The organism is Microbacterium horticulturae, from assembly GCF_029094505.1.
GTDB lineage: Bacteria > Actinomycetota > Actinomycetes > Actinomycetales > Microbacteriaceae > Microbacterium > Microbacterium horticulturae.
The window spans coordinates 3,217,662-3,233,232 of the sequence record NZ_CP119108.1 but is presented as its reverse complement, the minus strand read 5'-3'; the positions used below and the strand labels follow the sequence as shown (position 1 = coordinate 3,233,232).

Here is a 15,571-nt window from a genome sequence, read left to right as displayed (position 1 = left end):
CCGTCATTCTCCTTGCGGTGGCAATGCGGCCACGAGCGGGTGGTCGACGTGGGTGGGGCCGAGCTTCTGAGCGCCGCCGGGTGAACCGAGGTCCTCGAAGAACTCGACGTTCACCCTGTAGTAGTCGGCCCACTCTTCGGGCAGATCGTCCTCGTAGTAGATGGCCTCGACGGGACAGACCGGCTCGCACGCGCCGCAGTCGATGCACTCGTCCGGGTGGATGTAGAGCGAGCGCTCGCCCTCGTAGATGCAGTCGACGGGGCACTCGTCGACACAGGCGCGATCCTTGACATCGACACACGGCAGCGCGATGACGTACGTCACAGCGCGAGCACCCCGGCCCCGGCGATGTCGACCTGCTCGTCGCGGTCGACGACCTTCACACGCTCACGGCGATGCTCGTGGTTCTCGCCGAGGGCGCGCTCGTGCGCGTCGAGCTCGAGCCAGCCGGCCCAGTCGGTGTTCCGCACGCCACGCTCGGCGAGCAGGTCGAGGATGTCGCCGTCCACCGGCGCCGACAGCAACCCGGCCTGCGCATCGGCCACGACGTGACCGATCGTCTCGAGCGCGTCGGACTTCGTGCTGCCGATGAGGCCGATCGGGCCGCGCTTGACCCAGCCGGTCGCGTACAGGCCCGGCTCGACGCTGCCCTCGGTGTTCGGCACGACGCCGCGCGCCTCGTCGAACGGCGCACCCTCGACCCGCGTGCCGTAGTAGCCGATCGCGCGGTAGACCGCGCCGACCGCGTACTCGCGGAACTCGCCCGTGCGTTCCAGCGCACCGTCGACACCCGGGCGGGTGCGCTCGAAACGCAGCCCGGTCACGCCGTCGTCACCGAGCACGGCGACCGGCGTATGCCAGAAGTGCAGGTGCAGCCGGCGCGACGCCTGCCCTACCTCGCGGCTGCGCCACGAGCCCAGGATGCGCTGCATCACCTTGACCTGGTTGCTGGCGGGCACGGTGTCGGCATCCAGCTCGAAATCGGCGTCGTCGAGGATGATGTCGAGATCGCGCACCTCGCCCAGCTCGCGCAGCTCGATGGGCGTGAACTTGATACCCGAGGGGCCGCGCCGACCGAACACGTGCACGTCGGTGACCGCGGAGCCCTCCAGGCCCGCAAGCACATTGTCGGGCACATCGGTGGTGCGCATGTCTTCGCCGTGTTTGGCGAGCACGCGGGCGACGTCGAGCGCGACGTTGCCGTTGCCGATGACGGCGACCTGCGTCTGGTCGAGCGGCCAGGTGCGCGGCACGTCGGGGTGGCCGTCGTACCAGGCGACGAAGTCGGCGGCGCCGTACGAGCGGGGCAGGTCGATGCCGGGGATCGCCAGGGCCGCGTCGCGCAGCGCGCCCGTCGCGAGGATCACCGCGTGGTAGCGCTCGCGCAGCTCGTCCAGCGAGACATCGCGGCCGACCTCGATGTTGCCGAGGAAGCGGATGTCGCCGTCGCCCAGCATGTGGTGCAGCGAGTCGATGACGCCCTTGATGCGGGGGTGGTCGGGTGAGACGCCGTACCGGATGAGCCCGTAGGGCACCGGCAGCGACTCGAACAGGTCGATCGCCACCGTGCCGCCGTTCTCGGCGACGGCCTTGCTGAGCAGGTTGCCGGCGTAGATGCCGGCGGGGCCGGAGCCCACTATTGCCACACGCAGGGGAGCAGAACTCGTCACGTCAGGGTGCCTTTCGATTCAACAGGTGGGTCAGGATGCCGCGGCCGTCGCGGGCCCGTCGGCCCCGATGCGTGCGCTGTCGGGGTGGTCGTACGCGAGCCGGACGACGTCACCGATGACGATGACGGCGGGGTTGCGCACGTGGCGCTCGGCGGCGGCGGGGACGATCGTGGCCAGAGTCCCGATCGTGACGCGTTCACCGGGTCCATACCCATCCTCGACGATCGCGACCGGGCAGTCGCCGCCACGGGCAGATCGGGAGAGGATTCCCACCGAATGCCCCAGCGTGCCCACCCCCATGAGCAGCACCACGGTGTGGTCGCGCCCCCCGGGCACCTGCTCGATCTGGTCGTGGCCGCTGACGACGGTGAAGCCGGTCGCGACCCCGCGATGAGTGAGGGGGATGCCGGCGACGGCCGGCACTGAGATCGCGCTGGTCACCCCGGGGACGACGGCGACCTCGACCCCGGCGGCCTCGCAGTGCAACTGCTCTTCGCGCCCGCGACCGAGCACGAACGGGTCGCCGCCCTTCAGACGCACCACGCGGGCGCCGGCCCGCGCGAAGTTCACGAGCATCTCGCCTATGACGTGCTGCGGCACCGGGTGGTGGCCGGGCAGCTTGCCGACGTCGACGATCTGCGCGGTGATGCGCTCGCCCGAGGTGATGAGCCCGTCGAGCACCTGCCGTGCCCCGAGCCGGTCGGCGATGATCACGTCGGCTTCGCGCAGCGCGCGCAGCCCTCGCAGAGTCAGCAGCTCGGGGTCGCCCGGGCCCGCGCCGACGAGATCGACGCGCCCGGATGCCTGCCCGTTCTCGTACCCGCTCATAGATGCAGCCCGCATTCGGTCTTGGCCAGGCCCGCCCAGCGGCCGGCGCGGGGGTCTTCGCCGTCGGCGATCGGCTGCGTGCACGGCGCGCACCCGATCGACGGGTAGCCCTGCGCCACGAGCGGGTTGATCGGCACATCGTGGGCGGCCGCGTAGTCGAGAAGTTCGTCGAAGCTCCAGGCTGCGAGCGGGTTGACCTTCACGAGGCCGTTGCGCTCGTCCCAGGTGATCAGCGGTGTGTTCGACCGCAGCAGGCTCTCCTGCCGGCGCACGCCCGTCAGCCACACCTCGTACTCCTGCAGGGCGTGGTGCATCGGGTCGACCTTGCGCATCGCGCAGCACAGGTTGGGGTCGCGCGCGAACAGGTCCCTGCCGTACTTCTCGTTCTGCTCGGCCACGGTCAGCTCGGGCCGCACGTCGACGACGGTCACGTCGAGACGCTCGGCGACCTCGTTGCGGGTGAAGGTGGTCTCGGCGAAGTGGTAGCCGGTGTCGCCGAAGAGCACATCGACACCGGGCAGCTGCTGCGACACCAGGTGGGGCAGCACGCCGTTGGCCATCGACGAGGCGACCGCCACGCCGCGCAGCGGGAAGTTCTCCACCACCCAGGCGATGGCCTGCTCGGCGCTCGCCTCCGGCCCGTGGGTGCGCGGGGCGTCGCCCAGCACGCGCAGGCCTTCGTCGACGAGGGCGCGCAGGGTTGCGGCATCCCGCCGCGTCGTCGTCGCGGTGCTCATACCAAGGCCTCGTCGTCGGCCGCATGCGCCCACTGCGCGAACGACTGGCCGACCTCGCGATCGGCGAGGTAGCGGCGGATGATGCGTTCGGCGTAATCGGCGATGCCGTTGGCGGGCACCTTGAGCCCGCGCACCGTGCGGCCGAGGCCCGCCTCGGGCCGGCCCTCGGTGGCGAGGCCCCCGCCGAGATGCACCTGGTAGCCGGGCACCTGGTTGCCGTCGGCGTCGGTGATCAGCTGCCCCTTCAGGCCGATGTCCGCGACCTGGATGCGCGCGCACGAGTTCGGGCAGCCGTTCACGTGCAGGCTGATCGGGCGGCCGATCTCGGGTTCGAGGTCGCCGAGGCGCTTCTCCAGCTCACTGATCGCATGCGCCGCGTTCACCTTGGTCTCGACGATCGCGAGCTTGCAGAACTCGATCCCGGTGCAGGCCATGGTCGCGCGGCGGAACATGCTCGGGCGCACTGAGAGATCGAGCTCTTCAAGGCCGGCGGTGACGGCATCCACCCGCTCTTCCGGAACGTCGAGCACGAGGATCTTCTGGAATGCCGTCGTGCGCACCCGCTGCGACCCGTTCGCCTCGGCGAGGTCGGCCACCGCCGTCAGCGTGGTGCCCGACACGCGGCCCACGAGGGTGGAGGCACCGATGAACCAGCGGCCGTCCTTCTGCTTGTGCACGCCGACGTGGTCGGGCGCGCCGACCGGCTCGGGGGCGGCGGGACCGTCGGGCAGCGGAGCGTCGAGGTATTCGGTCTCGAGCACCTGGCGCAGCTTCTCGGGGCCCCAGTCGGCCAGCAGGAACTTCATGCGCGCCTTGTTGCGCAGCCGGCGGTAGCCGTAGTCGCGGAACAGGCGGGTCACTCCGTACCAGACCTCGACGACCCGCTCCGGCGGGACGAAAGCGCCCAGGCGCTCGCCGAGCCGCGGCACGGCGGCCAGCGCCCCGCCGACCCAGAGGTCGTAGCCGATGCCCAGTTCGGGGTGCTCGACGGCGACGAACGAGCAGTCGTTGATCTCGTGCACGACGTCTTGGCTGGGGTGGCCGGTGATCGCGGTCTTGTACTTGCGGGGCAGGTTCGACACGCTCGGGTCGCCGATATAGGTGTCGACGATGCCGCGCAGCTGCGGCGTCGGGTCGATGAGCTCGTCGGCGGCGATGCCGGCCACGGGGGAGGCGAGGAACGCTCGCGGCACGTCGCCGCACGCCTCGGTCGTGCGCAGACCGACCGCCTCGAGGCGACGCCAGATCTCGGGCACGTCTTCGATGCGCACCCAGTGCAGCTGCACGTTCTGCCGGTCGGTGATGTCGGCGATGTCGCGCGCGAACTCGGTCGAGATGCCGCCGATCACTCGGAGCTGCTCGGTCGTGAGCTGCCCGCCGTCGATGCGAATGCGCAGCATGAAGTAGCGGTCCTCGAGCTCATGCGGTTCGAGCGAGGCGGTGCGACCGCCGTCGATGCCCGGCTTGCGCTGCGTGTACAGCCCCCACCAGCGGAAGCGCCCGTGCAGGTCGTCACCGGCGATCGAGTCGAAGCCCTCTTTCGAATAGACCTCCTCGATACGCCGGCGCACGTTCAAGCCGTCGTCTTCGGCCTTGAACACCTCGGTGGGGTTCTGCGGCTCTTTGCCGTCGACCTTCCACTGGGCGTTCGGTTTCTGCGGCGCCCTGCTCGTACGGGTGCGTGCACCGCGGACAGGGCGGGCAGCGGTGTCGATCGTCACGACAACCCCCTTCGACCAGGCGGGCCGAGCCCGCGACGGAATGTGGATGGGTCGAGAGTAGGGATGCCGCGGGCCGCGCCGTCGGCGTGTGACGCTGTGATGCCTTATGACGTCACAGTTCGTCACGGAGGGTTGTGTGACGTCACCCGGCGCGCGTCATGGGATTCGGCGCGTTCGTCGCGGTGCGTCGGCTGCTCGCGGCGGCGCGTACGCAGTGCGTGGATGCCGCGACTCAACCCCGAGCGGAGGCGTACCGGTCGACGACGAGGTCGATGATGGCGTCGGGCGCCCCCGTGCCGTCGAGGAGCGGTTCGGCGAGATCGTGGTCGGGCGCGGCACGCGCGGCGAGGTCATGGAAGAACCCGTGTGCGAGCAGATAGGGAACGACGAGGGCATCGGGATGCTGCGCGGCGACCTCGGTCAGGGAGGGCCGGCGCGCTGCGAGGTAGGCGAGGTGGACGGGAGCGGCGACGCGCTCGCGGAGCAGGGCCGCAGCCTGCTCGCACGCCGGTGCCGATGCGGGGTCGCGCGAGCCGGCTGCGGCGAGGATCACCGGGCGCCGCGGGTCGATGATGCGCGTCGCGAGCACCTCGGCCAGGCGTGCGTCGGGTCCGAGCGGTGAGGTCACGCTCGCGCTCGGGTGGGCGGCGGCAGCGGCCTGCAGGTCCACGCGCACATGGAAGCCCGTCGACAGCAGCAGCGGCACGATGACGAGGGGCCCGTCGATGGCGGATGCGGCGGCCGTAGCATCCGGTTCTTGCACGTCGACGAAGGCGGCGCGCACGTCGACATCCGGGAGGCGTGCGGCGACCCGCGCGACGAGCTCGGCGATCGCGGCGGCGCCGCGGGTCGAGTCGGTGCCGTGCGAGACGGCGAGCAGGGTCGGTGCGGGCATGACCTCAAGGATGCCAGGGTTCGTGGTTCGCGCCGATGACGCGCGTAACCGGGCGCCTTCGGTGCGGCGGTGCGTGTCGGGCGTGCTCGTCGTGCGACCCGCGTTGGTCGGGATGCGCACTCGTGTGTTGGCGTTGCGCCCGGCCTGCCGCCCTGGGCACGGACAGGGTTGAAATGCGTATTGAACTTCCGGTTCACACAGGGTGCCGGGTGCCGGGTGCCGGGTGCCGGAGAGGAGGTGCCGGTCGGTGAGAGTGCAACGGGTGGACGAGGATGCGGGTGCTTCCCTCCTCCTCGTCCACCAGATGCACTCTCAGCGGTGGTCGGGTCGCTCGGAGCGCGCGAGCCGACGGCGCGCTCAGTCGGCGGGGGTGGATGCCGCGCCGTGCGCGCCCGCGGAGAACCCGGCTGCGAACCCGCGCTCGTACGCGTGCTCGGCCGCCCGGCGGTCGTGCTTTCGATGCGCCCCGTGCTTGTGATGGTGCGCGTGGTCGCCGTGGTGGCGGCGCTCGAACTCATCGCGCATGTGGCCGTGGTGGTCGACGTGGATGTCTTCGTGGTCGAACGGGCCGTATCCACGGCGGGGGCCGTCGAAGGCCCGCTCGGCGTCGCCGAACCCGTGGCCGTGGTGGCGGCGCTCGCCGAACTCGTGGCAGTGTCCGCCGAAGCCGTGGCCGTGGTCGAAGGGGCCCCAGCCGGCGCCGCGCTCGCGACCCTTCGGAGAGCGGCCGCGGCGAGGCGGCATCGGCTGCGACTCATCCCAGCCGAGCCCGCGCGCGATCGCCTCGAGCGAGGTGTGAAGCTGCGCGAACTCGTCGTCGGAGAGTGCTCCGACGACCTTGGCGCGCACGGCGTCGACCTTCTCGCCGAGGCGATCGCGGGCCTCGCGGCCGGCGTCGGTGAGGGTCCAGCCGTCGTCCACCGGCGCGATCCAGCCGCGGCGTGCGAGCCGTGCGATGCGCTTGCCGGCGTGCGCCGTCATCCAGGGGGCGTCGACCGCGCCGGACACGGCGTTCAGCAGCATCCAATCACGGCGCGTGACGTCGTCGTCGGCGAAGGCCGCGGCGAACTCACGGGAGATGAGGCGGTCGACGAGTCGGAGCCAGGCGCCCAGCGGGCGGCTTGCCGGGGACGTCGTCCCCGCGCCTGCCGAGCTCTCGGTCGCAGAGGCGGTCTGGTCAGAAGTGGTGTCGGAGGGGGTGATGCCCTCCTCGGGGGTGTTGTCTTGCGCGTCCATGAGGAAGTCCTTTCGTGGCGGCGGCTCGTGACGCCACCGCTCGGTGTATGTCAGATGACAAGTACATGTAGTGTGACATGCTCTGGTATTGCATGTCAAGTCACATGTAAATTGGATGCATGAGCGCATCGACTCCCGACCCCGCCGACGCGATCGTGGCAGCCCTCGCACGGTTGCGCGGACGTCGCGGGCCGCGTCCGAACGAGCGCGGGGTGTGGGGCCTCGCGCCCCATGACCACGATCCGCGCGACGGCCACGACCCCCGCGACCACGGTGCACACGCTGGGCGCGGCGGCGCGCACGGCGACCCCCGCGGGGGTGGCGGGCACGGCGGCGCGCACGGTGGTGCGCACGGCGACCCGTACGGCGACCCGCACGGCGACCCGTACGGTGACGCGCACGGCGGCCCGCACGGTGACGGCGCGCACGGCGGGGTAGGAGGGCGGCCCGGGCCGTACGGTCCGCATGGCGGCGGGCATCCGATGGCGGCGTGGCCGGGCGGCCATGGACGTTTCGCCGGGCCGGCGCGGTTCCGGCTGCTGGAGGCGCTGGTTGCGGCATCCACCCCGCTGTCGGTCAGCGAGATCGCGGATCGAATCGGTGTCGATCAGCCGCGCGCGTCGCGGCTCGTGCAGCAGTGCGTCGGGCTCGGGCTCGTGCGCCGCGAGGCCGACCCCGACGACGCGCGGCGCACCCGCATAGTGCTGACCGACGACGGGGCGCGGCTGGTCAAGGGCTTCCGCGGCAATCGGCGCGCGGCGATCGAGGACGCGCTCGCCGATTTCACCGCCGACGAGCGCACCGAGCTCGCGCGCCTGCTCACCAAGCTCGCCGACGCCTGGGAGGACTGAGCCTCACCCGCGAGAAGCGGTGCTGAATGCGCCTCTTGTTCTCCGCGAGATCACCCCTGTGCACGCCTGGAGGCCGAAAAAGCGTACACAGCGATGATCTCGCGTGAAGTGGCGGCTCGTGGGCACCGCCCGCCGCTCACACCGACCGCCCAGCCCGGCTCCGCCCCGGCCTCAGCGGCACGCGGGCCGGCGGATCGGGTCGACGTGCAGCGCGGGCGTGACGGTGACGTCGCCCGACTCGTCGGTCCAGGAATGGGCGGCGGCGCGGTGCCGGAAGCGCCGCAGCCGCACGATACCGGCCGCCAGCGGAGCGCCCATGGCGAGCGCGAACGCACCGGAGACGGTGCGGTCCTCATGTCCGAGCACGCTCTTGCGCTCGAAGGCGGCGTGCAGCGCGCCGCCGCGCGGCGACGGAACCCGCCGCGGTGCGAGCGTGCCCCGGCGACGCTGCTCGACAAGTTCGATGACCTGCGTCCACCACGTCGATTCCGCCGCGTCATGAAAGTAGTTGTCGGCAGCCCAGGTGGGGTCGGGATGCCGAAACCGCCGCGCAATGACATCGTCGGCGTCACCCAGCAGGCCGCTCGTGCGGAACACCGTGTTCAACAGGGTCTTGCGCACGCCGAACACGTCCAGCGCGATGACCGGAACGCCCATCGCCAGGGCCTCGATCGCCGCGGTCGAGCCGACCGTCACGAGGCCTTCAGCCGTCTGTAGCGCGGTGCTCATGGGCGCGTATGACACCACGAGGTTGTCGGGGCGCTCGCGCAGCAGATCGACGAGCGGGGTCCGCTCGTAGTGCGTCTCGTTCTCGCCCTCGCGCGAGCGCAGCTTGAGCACGACCCGGCGGTCGGGGTGCGCCTGGGCGGCGGCCACCAAGATTTCCGCGAGTTGCCGACGCTCTTCGTGCTCACGGGGCACGATGGCCTGCGCGGCGAAGACGAGATCGGTGCCCCCGGCGCGCCCGGCAACGGGCTCGCGCCGCGCGAACGGCAGCGTCGCCAGGCCGAGCGGCAGGTCGGTACCGACCCGGCGGCACAGCTGCGCGAACGCACGGCGCTCGCGCAGCGAGTGCACCACGAGAAGGTCGCTGTGCTGTCGGTACTTCACCGCACCGATCTGCGCGGGGATCGAGATGCCCGGCATCCCGGTCACGATCACGGGTCGACTCTCGAGCCGGTCGATCTCGCGCTGCACGAGGCGCACGAACGGTCCGCGGCCGGCGATGAGCACGACATCGGGCTGCAGCGTGCGCAGCCGGGTGGCGATGCCCTCGTGCGAGACCCGCGACACCGCGCGGGCGGCCGGCTCGCCGGCACCCAGCGCCGTGCCGGCGAGCGCGGTGCGCTCCTGCGCCCGGCTGACGGTCAGCGGAGTGCGCACGATGAGCATGCGCGGATCGATGCCGTCCACCGCGTCGAGCGTCGCCGCCGCCCACTTCACGTACGAGTCGGCGTCGGCGATGGCCACGACGCGGATCGTGGCGGCCGATCGCGGTGCCGGCCGCGACGCCGGTTCGCGACGCGGCGCGGCACCCGAGGAGGGGCGGGCGGCGAGCAGTGTCATGCCGGCACGCGCCTCAGCTTCGCCATCGGAGCCAGCTCGCCGGGGAAGACGCGCTTCACGCCGTCGCCGAGAGCCTCCTCGACGATGCGGATGTCGCGGACCAGGTGCTCGAGCCCCGACGGCTCGAGCGACGCGGCGTGGTCCGAGCCCCACATCGTGCGGTCCAGGGTGATGTGGCGTTCGACGGCCACCGCTCCGAGAGCGACGGCCGCGACCGAGATCTGCAGCCCGCGCTCGTGTCCCGAGTATCCGACCGGGATGCCCGGGTACCGGTCGCGCAGCGTCGCTATCGTCTTGATGTTGGCCTCTTCGGGCTCCATCGGGTAGGTCGAGGTCGCGTGCATGAGCACGACCCGTCCGGTGTCGAGTTCGGCCAGCGCCCGGTCGATCTGCTCGATCGTCGACATGCCTGTCGACAGGATGATCGGCTTGCCCGTCTCACGCAGCGCCGAAAGCAGCTCGAGGTCGGTGACCGACGCCGAGGCCACCTTGTGCGCGACGACGTTCAGATCTTCGAGGAACGCGACCGAGGGCACGTCCCACGGCGAAGCGAACCAGTCGAGGCCGGCCATCGTCGCGTAGTCGCTGATCTCGACGTACTCGTCGCGCCCGAACTCGACGCGCCGACGGTAGTCGAGGTAGGTCATCGTGCCCCACGGCGTCTCGCGCGGGGTGTCGCGCATGTGCTCGGGGGTGGCGATCTCGGGGGTGCGCTTCTGGAACTTCACCGCATCGGCGCCCGCGTTGGCGGCCACGTCGATGAGGCGCTTGGCCAGCTCGACGTCGCCGTTGTGGTTCAGGCCGATCTCCGCGATCACGTACGCGGGGTGGCCGCCGCCGATCACGTGCGAGCCGATTCTGACGGTCATGCTGCTGTCCTCTTCTCCATGCTCCGAGCGTCGCGCCGGCATGTGAACGGAACGGGGCTCTGCGGTGACGCGTGGGAGACGGGATGCCGTCAGTCGGCCAACACGCGGTCGACGAGTTCGCGAACGGCGCCCGAACCGCCGGTGTGCTCCAGCACGACGCGAGCGCGCGCACGCACCTGTGGGTGGGCATCGGCCACCGCGACCGGCCAGCCGACCAGCGCCATCGCGGGCAGATCGTTGACGTCGTTGCCGAGGTAGGCGATGTCAGCCAGGGCGATGCCGAGCTGCCCCGCCCAGTCGCGCAGGGCGGCGGCCTTGTCGGCCACGCCGTGCCGCACCGGCGCGTGCAGCTTCGCGGCCCGGGCGCGCACGACGGGATTCGTCTCGGTCGACAGGATCAGGAGCGGGATGCCGGCACGTCGCAGCAGACTCGCACCCATGCCGTCCGAGCGGCTGACACGCACGAGCTCGCGGCCGTCCTGATCGAGGAGTGCCGTGTCGTCGGTGTGCACGCCGTCGAAGTCGGTGACCACCGCGCGGGCCGGGATCCGCGTCGGCGTGTCGACGAGCGGGGCGAGCGCCGAGGCCATCGCGAGCTGCTCGGCGCCGTCGATCTCGATCGCCGAGCCCTCGGGCACCAGCGCGATGCCGACGCGGCCGAAGAAGCGGTGCCGTGCCGTGCGGAACCCCGCGGCGTCGAACACGTAGAACGCGCCGGTCTCCAGGTAGTGCGGTTCGCGGTCCTGCCGGCGGGGACGGTGGGATGCCGCGTGGTTGACACCCTCGGCAGTGCCGTCCGCCGTCCGCCGCCAGACGAAGCCGTAGGTCTCGTACGCCGAGAAGACGCTGTCACAGTGCCCGGCGCGGACGGCGGCCACGGCATCCCGCACCCCCTCCGGCGGGATGAACGGCGACGTCGCCTGCAGAAACGCGACGACGCCGATGTCGAGGCCGTCGGCCGCGAGCTCGTCGAGCGCGTGCAGCACGGCGCTCTCGCTCGTCGCCGTGTCACCCGCGATCTCGGCCGGGCGCCGCACGATGCGCGCACCGGCTGCGGCCGCGACCTCGGCGATCTCGTCGTCGTCGGTCGAGACCACGACGAGGTCGATCTCGGCCGCCCGCGCGGCACGTACGGCGCGGACCACGAGCGGCACGCCGCCCACCGGCAGGATGTTCTTGCGGGGCACGCCCTTCGACCCGCCCCGCGCGGGGATGATCGCCGCCGTGATGCTCATCGCCCGCTCACCGCCCTCCAGGCGCGCTGGGCACGTCGGCCCGCGCCCCGCAGCGCGAGCCGGGTCTCTTCCGTGCGCCCGGTGCCGCCGTCGCTGACGATCAGGCGCGTGAGCAGCCGGCGCGAGCCGCCCGGCAGCTGCAGCTCGGCCAGCCGACGCGGTGTGAAGTATCGGGCGCGCTCGTCGGGGTCGATGCCGTCGAGCAGCTCTTCGGCCCGCTCACGCAGGTGCCTTGTGATGCGCGGTTGCATGCAATAGCCGACGGCGTCGACGAGGTGCTGCAGGCGGCCGGGCTGCGCATACGGATCGCCGGGGCGGTTGGTCGCATCGACGATGGTGGCGGGGATGCGGTTGCCGTTCTCGAACGGACGCAGCGCCGCGAGCACCGCGGTGTTGCCGACGGCCTCGGTGGGCGTGCCGTACAACGCTCGCACGGTGGGCAGCGCCGTGGAGAATCCGGCCACCACCGCGACGGCCGAGAGCCGCCGGGTGAGCACCTCGGCGGGCGCGTCGCCGCGATACGGCTCGAACGCCACGCCGTGGCCGGCCGCGCGTTCGCGCACCCGGTCGGCCAGCGCGGGAGGCGCCGTCGGATGAGGCTTGAACACGATGCGCCGCGCCCCCCGGTGCACGGCGCGGTCGACCATCTCCTGCTGCATCGCGGTCTCATCGTCGGCCGAGACCAGGCCGAGAGCCGCGAGGTACTGCCCGAGTACGAGGGCGGCCGGCGCCCCGTGCTCGGTGCGATCGTGGTGGGCCGAGGCTGCGTCGATCTCGGCGACGACGGCGGCGAAGTCGGCGGCCGGAACGGGTACGGGCCGCGCGCCGACCTCGGCGAGCAGCAGCGGCACCAGATGTGGCACGACGTCGGGGTAGAGCACGCTTTGCACGCGGCCGGCGATGCGGCGCGGCATCCTGCTGCGGATCGGCGCATAGGTCATCAGCCCGTCGCCGACCACCGTGATGCGCGCGTTGCGGAACACCGACAGCAGCGTGCGGGTCGGGGCGACCTGCGGCGTCTGCACGAACAGGTCGAGGTCCCCGGGGTCGACGCGCCAGGCGCGGGCGAGCAGCCGCTCCCACGCGGGGGTCTCGGTCTCGCCGGGCGCCCAGGCGGTCGGGTGCAGAGGATCGAGCAGTGGATTCAGCGGTTCGATCCGGTCGAAACGGCCCAGCAGCGTGCACAGCTGCCGCGACTCGTGGATCGCCCGGTTCGTCTCGGGCACGGCGGCGGAATTGATCGACACGAGCACGCGCTCGCCGTCGTCGGGCACGAGTCCGGCATCGATAGCGGCGACGGCGGTCATGAGCCCGTATCCGGTGTGCAGCGCGAAGACCTGCGTCATGCCCGTCCCGCCTTGCGCAGATGCCGGGCCAGCACACGGCGTCGCGGATCGCTGAGGCGCGGCAGCGCGGCATCCACTTCCTCCGGATCGAGGCGCGCGAGCAGCTCGCGGATCACCGAGACCAGTTCGCCGCGCACGGCCATGCTCATGCCGCGCGACCGGATGAGGTGATGCGAGCCGAGCGCCAGGACGGTCGCGGTGATCTTGGGGCGAAAGCGGGCGGCCTCGGCATCCTGCTCGATGATGTCGACGACCTGCATGAGCGCGCGGCCGAAGTCGAGCTGCCGGCGATCGAACACCTGCGTCAGGGAGTTTGGGACGCCGCGGCGGTACAGCAGGTGCGGAGCGTCGACGACGGCGAAGGATGCCGCCTGCAGATGCAACCGCCAGATCCAGGGCCGGTCTTCGGCCGTGAACAGCCCCGAGGGGAACTCGGCCAGGCCCTCATCGAGCACGCGGCGATGGAACATCCCCGCCCAGGCGTAGGGATAGTCGACCATCGTCGACTCGTCGGGTGGCAGGATCGCGTCGCGGGGCGAGGCGGCGACGCCGCGCCACGGGAACGGCGCCCGCACGAGCGCGCGCCGGTTGTCGGTGACCGTGACGTGGTCGGTGCGCACGAAGTCGCAGCCCAGGTCATCGAGCGCGACCGCGAGGACAGGCAGGCGGCGCGGGGCCATCCAGTCGTCGCCGTCGACGAAGCAGAAGGCGTCGCCCTCGACGCGGGCGAGCCCCTGGTTGCGGGCGCTGGCCAGGCCGACCGGGGTGGCGTTCGTGACCACCTCGGCGTGGGCGAAGCGCTCGGCATAGTGCGCCATGATCGCGCCGGTGTCGTCGCCCGACCCGTCGTCGATCGCGACGAGCTTGAGGTCATCGGGGCCGTCGAACTGGCGCAGCAGGGTCTCGAGCGTCGTGCCGATGTAGTCGCCGGCGTCTTTGGCCGGCAGGATCACGGTGGCTCTGGGAGGTCGCACCCTGCGACCGTGTCACGACAGGGTGGCCGTGCGGCGACGCGCCGGTGAACGGGCGGCGACGGCTTGCGGCATCCCTCGTTCTCTCGCGCTCTCGTGCTCTCGTTCTCTGGTGATTTCGCGCTCGCGCTCACACCGCGAGAACACGCTTGTGCACGCCTGGGATCAGGCGGTTTCAGGTGGTCAGTGCAACGCCCTTGGATTGGGAGGTTGGCGTTGGGATCGCATTCGTCGATGAGGGTTCGGGCTGCTGCGCTCGGGTTGTTGTTGGATGGTGTGAGCGCTCGCGAGGTCGCGGGCCGGCTCGGGTTGCGGGCGTGGACTGTGGGTCATTGGGCCAAGCTTGCGGGTATGCAGTTGAGACGCGGACGTTATCCGCATGTCGATAGTGCCCGTCCGCCGTTGCCGCCGGCGTCCGGGCATGGGCATCGGCTCTCGGGCGCGGATCGGGTGATCATCGAGGCCCGGTATCGGATGGGCGTGTCGATGCGGGCGATCGCCCGTGAGGTGGGGGTGTCCGGTTCGACGATCAGCCGGGAGTTGGAGCGGGCGAGCATGTCCTCGCGGGGGCATGTTTGGTATGACGCGCGGGTCGCTGATCACCGGGCGCAGGCGTTGCGTGCCCGCCCGAAACCCTGCCGGCTGGATAGCGAACCGGAGCTGCGTGGTGTGGTGGTCGAGAAGTTGAAGGCACGGCTCTCGCCCGAGCAGGTCGCGGGACGGTTGAGACTGGAGTTCCCTGACCGGCCGGAGATGCACGTGTCCCACGAGACGATCTATCAAGCCCTGTACGTGCAGGGCGCGGGCGCGCTACGACACGAGCTGAAGGTCGAGAAGGCGTTGCGGTCGGGCAGGACCAGCCGGGTGCCGCAGTCCAAGCTTCCCCGTCGCTCTTCTCGTCCGTGGTTGGAAGGGGCCATGATCGATGCCCGGCCGGCGGAGGCCGCGGACCGGGCCGTGCCCGGGCACTGGGAAGGGGACCTGGTCGTCGGGCCGGAATGCTCCGGGATCGTCACGCTCGTGGAGCGCGCCGCCCGGTTCACGCTGATCGGCAGGCTTCCCGGTGTCCGGGACAGTGAAACGGTCACCGGGGTGCTCCAGTCCATGATCGAGAGCCTGCCCGACGAGCTGGTCCGTACGATCACCTGGGACCAGGGAACCGAGATGGCCCAGCACGCCTTGTTCAGCGTGAGAACGCAATGCCCGGTGTTCTTCTGTGATCCGCACTCGCCCTGGCAGCGGCCCACGAACGAGAACACGAACGGGCTGATTCGTGACTTCTTCCCCAAGGGCACGAACTTCAACACCATCACCGACGAGCAACTCGCCGAAGTCCAACGGCTCCTGAACGACCGTCCCCGCAAGGTCCTCGAGTTCTACACACCCCGTGAGAAACTGACCGAAAGAATCACCGGTGTTGCACTGACCCCCTGAACTCGCCTCACCGAAACCGTGCACAAGCGTGTGCTCGTGAGACAAGGCAACGCGTTGCGGTCGGACGCCGGGCAGGGGGAGTCAGCGCAGGGGGACTCGCGCAGAGGGAGTCAGCGCAGGGTCACTCACGCAGGACGGTCGGGATTCGGTGCGGGATGCCGCAGGCATGTGGATCCGCGTCCACTGTGGCCGCACCCCGCTGCGCGCGCCCC

14 protein-coding genes are annotated in these 15,571 nt (G+C 71.2%); 2 read left to right on the top strand and 12 right to left on the bottom strand.

Annotation, left to right across the window (positions count from 1 at the left end):
- Positions 1-3: 3 nt before the first annotated feature.
- The 7 genes from fdxA to PU630_RS15290 form a co-directional block, all read right to left on the bottom strand.
- A complete protein-coding gene (gene fdxA, locus PU630_RS15320; protein WP_275277923.1) occupies positions 4-324 on the bottom strand; it encodes a ferredoxin in 321 nt (106 codons plus the stop codon).
- Positions 321-1,670 (bottom strand): FAD-dependent oxidoreductase, encoded by a 1,350-nt coding sequence (locus PU630_RS15315; RefSeq protein ID WP_275277922.1) that lies wholly within the window; start codon positions 1,668-1,670, stop codon positions 321-323. Before PU630_RS15315 ends, fdxA begins: the two co-directional genes overlap by 4 nt.
- Positions 1,671-1,700: 30 nt before the next feature.
- Positions 1,701-2,498 (bottom strand): uroporphyrinogen-III C-methyltransferase, encoded by a 798-nt coding sequence (gene cobA, locus PU630_RS15310; protein ID WP_275277921.1) that lies wholly within the window; start codon positions 2,496-2,498, stop codon positions 1,701-1,703.
- Complete coding sequence (locus tag PU630_RS15305) at positions 2,495-3,235, bottom strand: phosphoadenylyl-sulfate reductase (protein WP_275277920.1); 741 nt, start codon at positions 3,233-3,235, stop codon at positions 2,495-2,497. Before PU630_RS15305 ends, cobA begins: the two co-directional genes overlap by 4 nt.
- Positions 3,232-4,956 carry a nitrite/sulfite reductase gene (locus PU630_RS15300; RefSeq protein WP_428981965.1) on the bottom strand — a complete coding sequence of 575 codons (1,725 nt, stop codon included), beginning with the start codon at positions 4,954-4,956 and terminating at the stop codon, positions 3,232-3,234. The genes PU630_RS15305 and PU630_RS15300 overlap by 4 nt, the downstream gene beginning before the upstream one ends.
- Before the next feature lie 232 nt (positions 4,957-5,188).
- Complete coding sequence (locus PU630_RS15295) at positions 5,189-5,851, bottom strand: sirohydrochlorin chelatase (protein WP_275277919.1); 663 nt, start codon at positions 5,849-5,851, stop codon at positions 5,189-5,191.
- Between the two features lie 357 nt (positions 5,852-6,208).
- Entirely contained in the window at positions 6,209-7,087 is an 879-nt protein-coding gene (locus PU630_RS15290; protein ID WP_275277918.1) for a MarR family winged helix-turn-helix transcriptional regulator, read from the bottom strand.
- Positions 7,088-7,206: 119 nt separating this feature from the next.
- Between PU630_RS15290 and PU630_RS15285 the strand changes: the two genes are divergently transcribed.
- Positions 7,207-7,938 carry a MarR family winged helix-turn-helix transcriptional regulator gene (locus PU630_RS15285; RefSeq protein ID WP_275277917.1) on the top strand — a complete coding sequence of 244 codons (732 nt, stop codon included), beginning with the start codon at positions 7,207-7,209 and terminating at the stop codon, positions 7,936-7,938.
- A 171-nt stretch (positions 7,939-8,109) separates the two neighbouring features.
- Here the strand turns inward: PU630_RS15285 and PU630_RS15280 are convergent, their stop codons facing one another.
- The 5 genes from PU630_RS15280 to PU630_RS15260 form a co-directional block, all read right to left on the bottom strand.
- Positions 8,110-9,504 (bottom strand): DUF6716 putative glycosyltransferase, encoded by a 1,395-nt coding sequence (locus PU630_RS15280; protein ID WP_275277916.1) that lies wholly within the window; start codon positions 9,502-9,504, stop codon positions 8,110-8,112.
- Positions 9,501-10,373, bottom strand: coding sequence for an N-acetylneuraminate synthase family protein (locus PU630_RS15275; RefSeq protein ID WP_275277915.1), 873 nt, complete (start codon positions 10,371-10,373; stop codon positions 9,501-9,503). Before PU630_RS15275 ends, PU630_RS15280 begins: the two co-directional genes overlap by 4 nt.
- Before the next feature lie 89 nt (positions 10,374-10,462).
- Positions 10,463-11,608 carry an acylneuraminate cytidylyltransferase gene (locus tag PU630_RS15270; protein ID WP_275277914.1) on the bottom strand — a complete coding sequence of 382 codons (1,146 nt, stop codon included), beginning with the start codon at positions 11,606-11,608 and terminating at the stop codon, positions 10,463-10,465.
- Positions 11,605-12,954, bottom strand: coding sequence for a polysialyltransferase family glycosyltransferase (locus PU630_RS15265; RefSeq protein WP_275277913.1), 1,350 nt, complete (start codon positions 12,952-12,954; stop codon positions 11,605-11,607). Before PU630_RS15265 ends, PU630_RS15270 begins: the two co-directional genes overlap by 4 nt.
- Complete coding sequence (locus PU630_RS15260; RefSeq protein ID WP_275277912.1) at positions 12,951-13,928, bottom strand: glycosyltransferase family 2 protein; 978 nt, start codon at positions 13,926-13,928, stop codon at positions 12,951-12,953. The genes PU630_RS15265 and PU630_RS15260 overlap by 4 nt, the downstream gene beginning before the upstream one ends.
- 231 nt (positions 13,929-14,159) lie before the next feature.
- Here PU630_RS15260 and PU630_RS15255 point away from each other — a divergent pair, with 231 nt between their 5' ends.
- The gene (locus tag PU630_RS15255) at positions 14,160-15,359 is read left to right on the top strand and encodes an IS30 family transposase (protein ID WP_428981964.1); all 1,200 of its coding nucleotides are present in this window, start codon (positions 14,160-14,162) and stop codon (positions 15,357-15,359) included.
- Positions 15,360-15,571: the final 212 nt, after the last annotated feature.

Bases quoted from the DNA above. Each gene is read 5' to 3' on its own strand.
- cobA (WP_275277921.1), bottom strand. From the start codon at position 2,498: ATGAGCGGGTACGAGAACGGGCAGGCATCCGGGCGCGTCGATCTCGTC.
- PU630_RS15285 (WP_275277917.1), top strand. From the start codon at position 7,207: ATGAGCGCATCGACTCCCGACCCCGCCGACGCGATCGTGGCAGCCCTC.
- PU630_RS15280 (WP_275277916.1), bottom strand. From the start codon at position 9,504: ATGACACTGCTCGCCGCCCGCCCCTCCTCGGGTGCCGCGCCGCGTCGC.
- PU630_RS15295 (WP_275277919.1), bottom strand. From the start codon at position 5,851: ATGCCCGCACCGACCCTGCTCGCCGTCTCGCACGGCACCGACTCGACC.
- PU630_RS15290 (WP_275277918.1), bottom strand. From the start codon at position 7,087: ATGGACGCGCAAGACAACACCCCCGAGGAGGGCATCACCCCCTCCGAC.
- PU630_RS15275 (WP_275277915.1), bottom strand. From the start codon at position 10,373: ATGACCGTCAGAATCGGCTCGCACGTGATCGGCGGCGGCCACCCCGCG.
- PU630_RS15265 (WP_275277913.1), bottom strand. From the start codon at position 12,954: ATGACGCAGGTCTTCGCGCTGCACACCGGATACGGGCTCATGACCGCC.
- PU630_RS15305 (WP_275277920.1), bottom strand. From the start codon at position 3,235: ATGAGCACCGCGACGACGACGCGGCGGGATGCCGCAACCCTGCGCGCC.
- PU630_RS15255 (WP_428981964.1), top strand. From the start codon at position 14,160: ATGAGGGTTCGGGCTGCTGCGCTCGGGTTGTTGTTGGATGGTGTGAGC.
- PU630_RS15270 (WP_275277914.1), bottom strand. From the start codon at position 11,608: ATGAGCATCACGGCGGCGATCATCCCCGCGCGGGGCGGGTCGAAGGGC.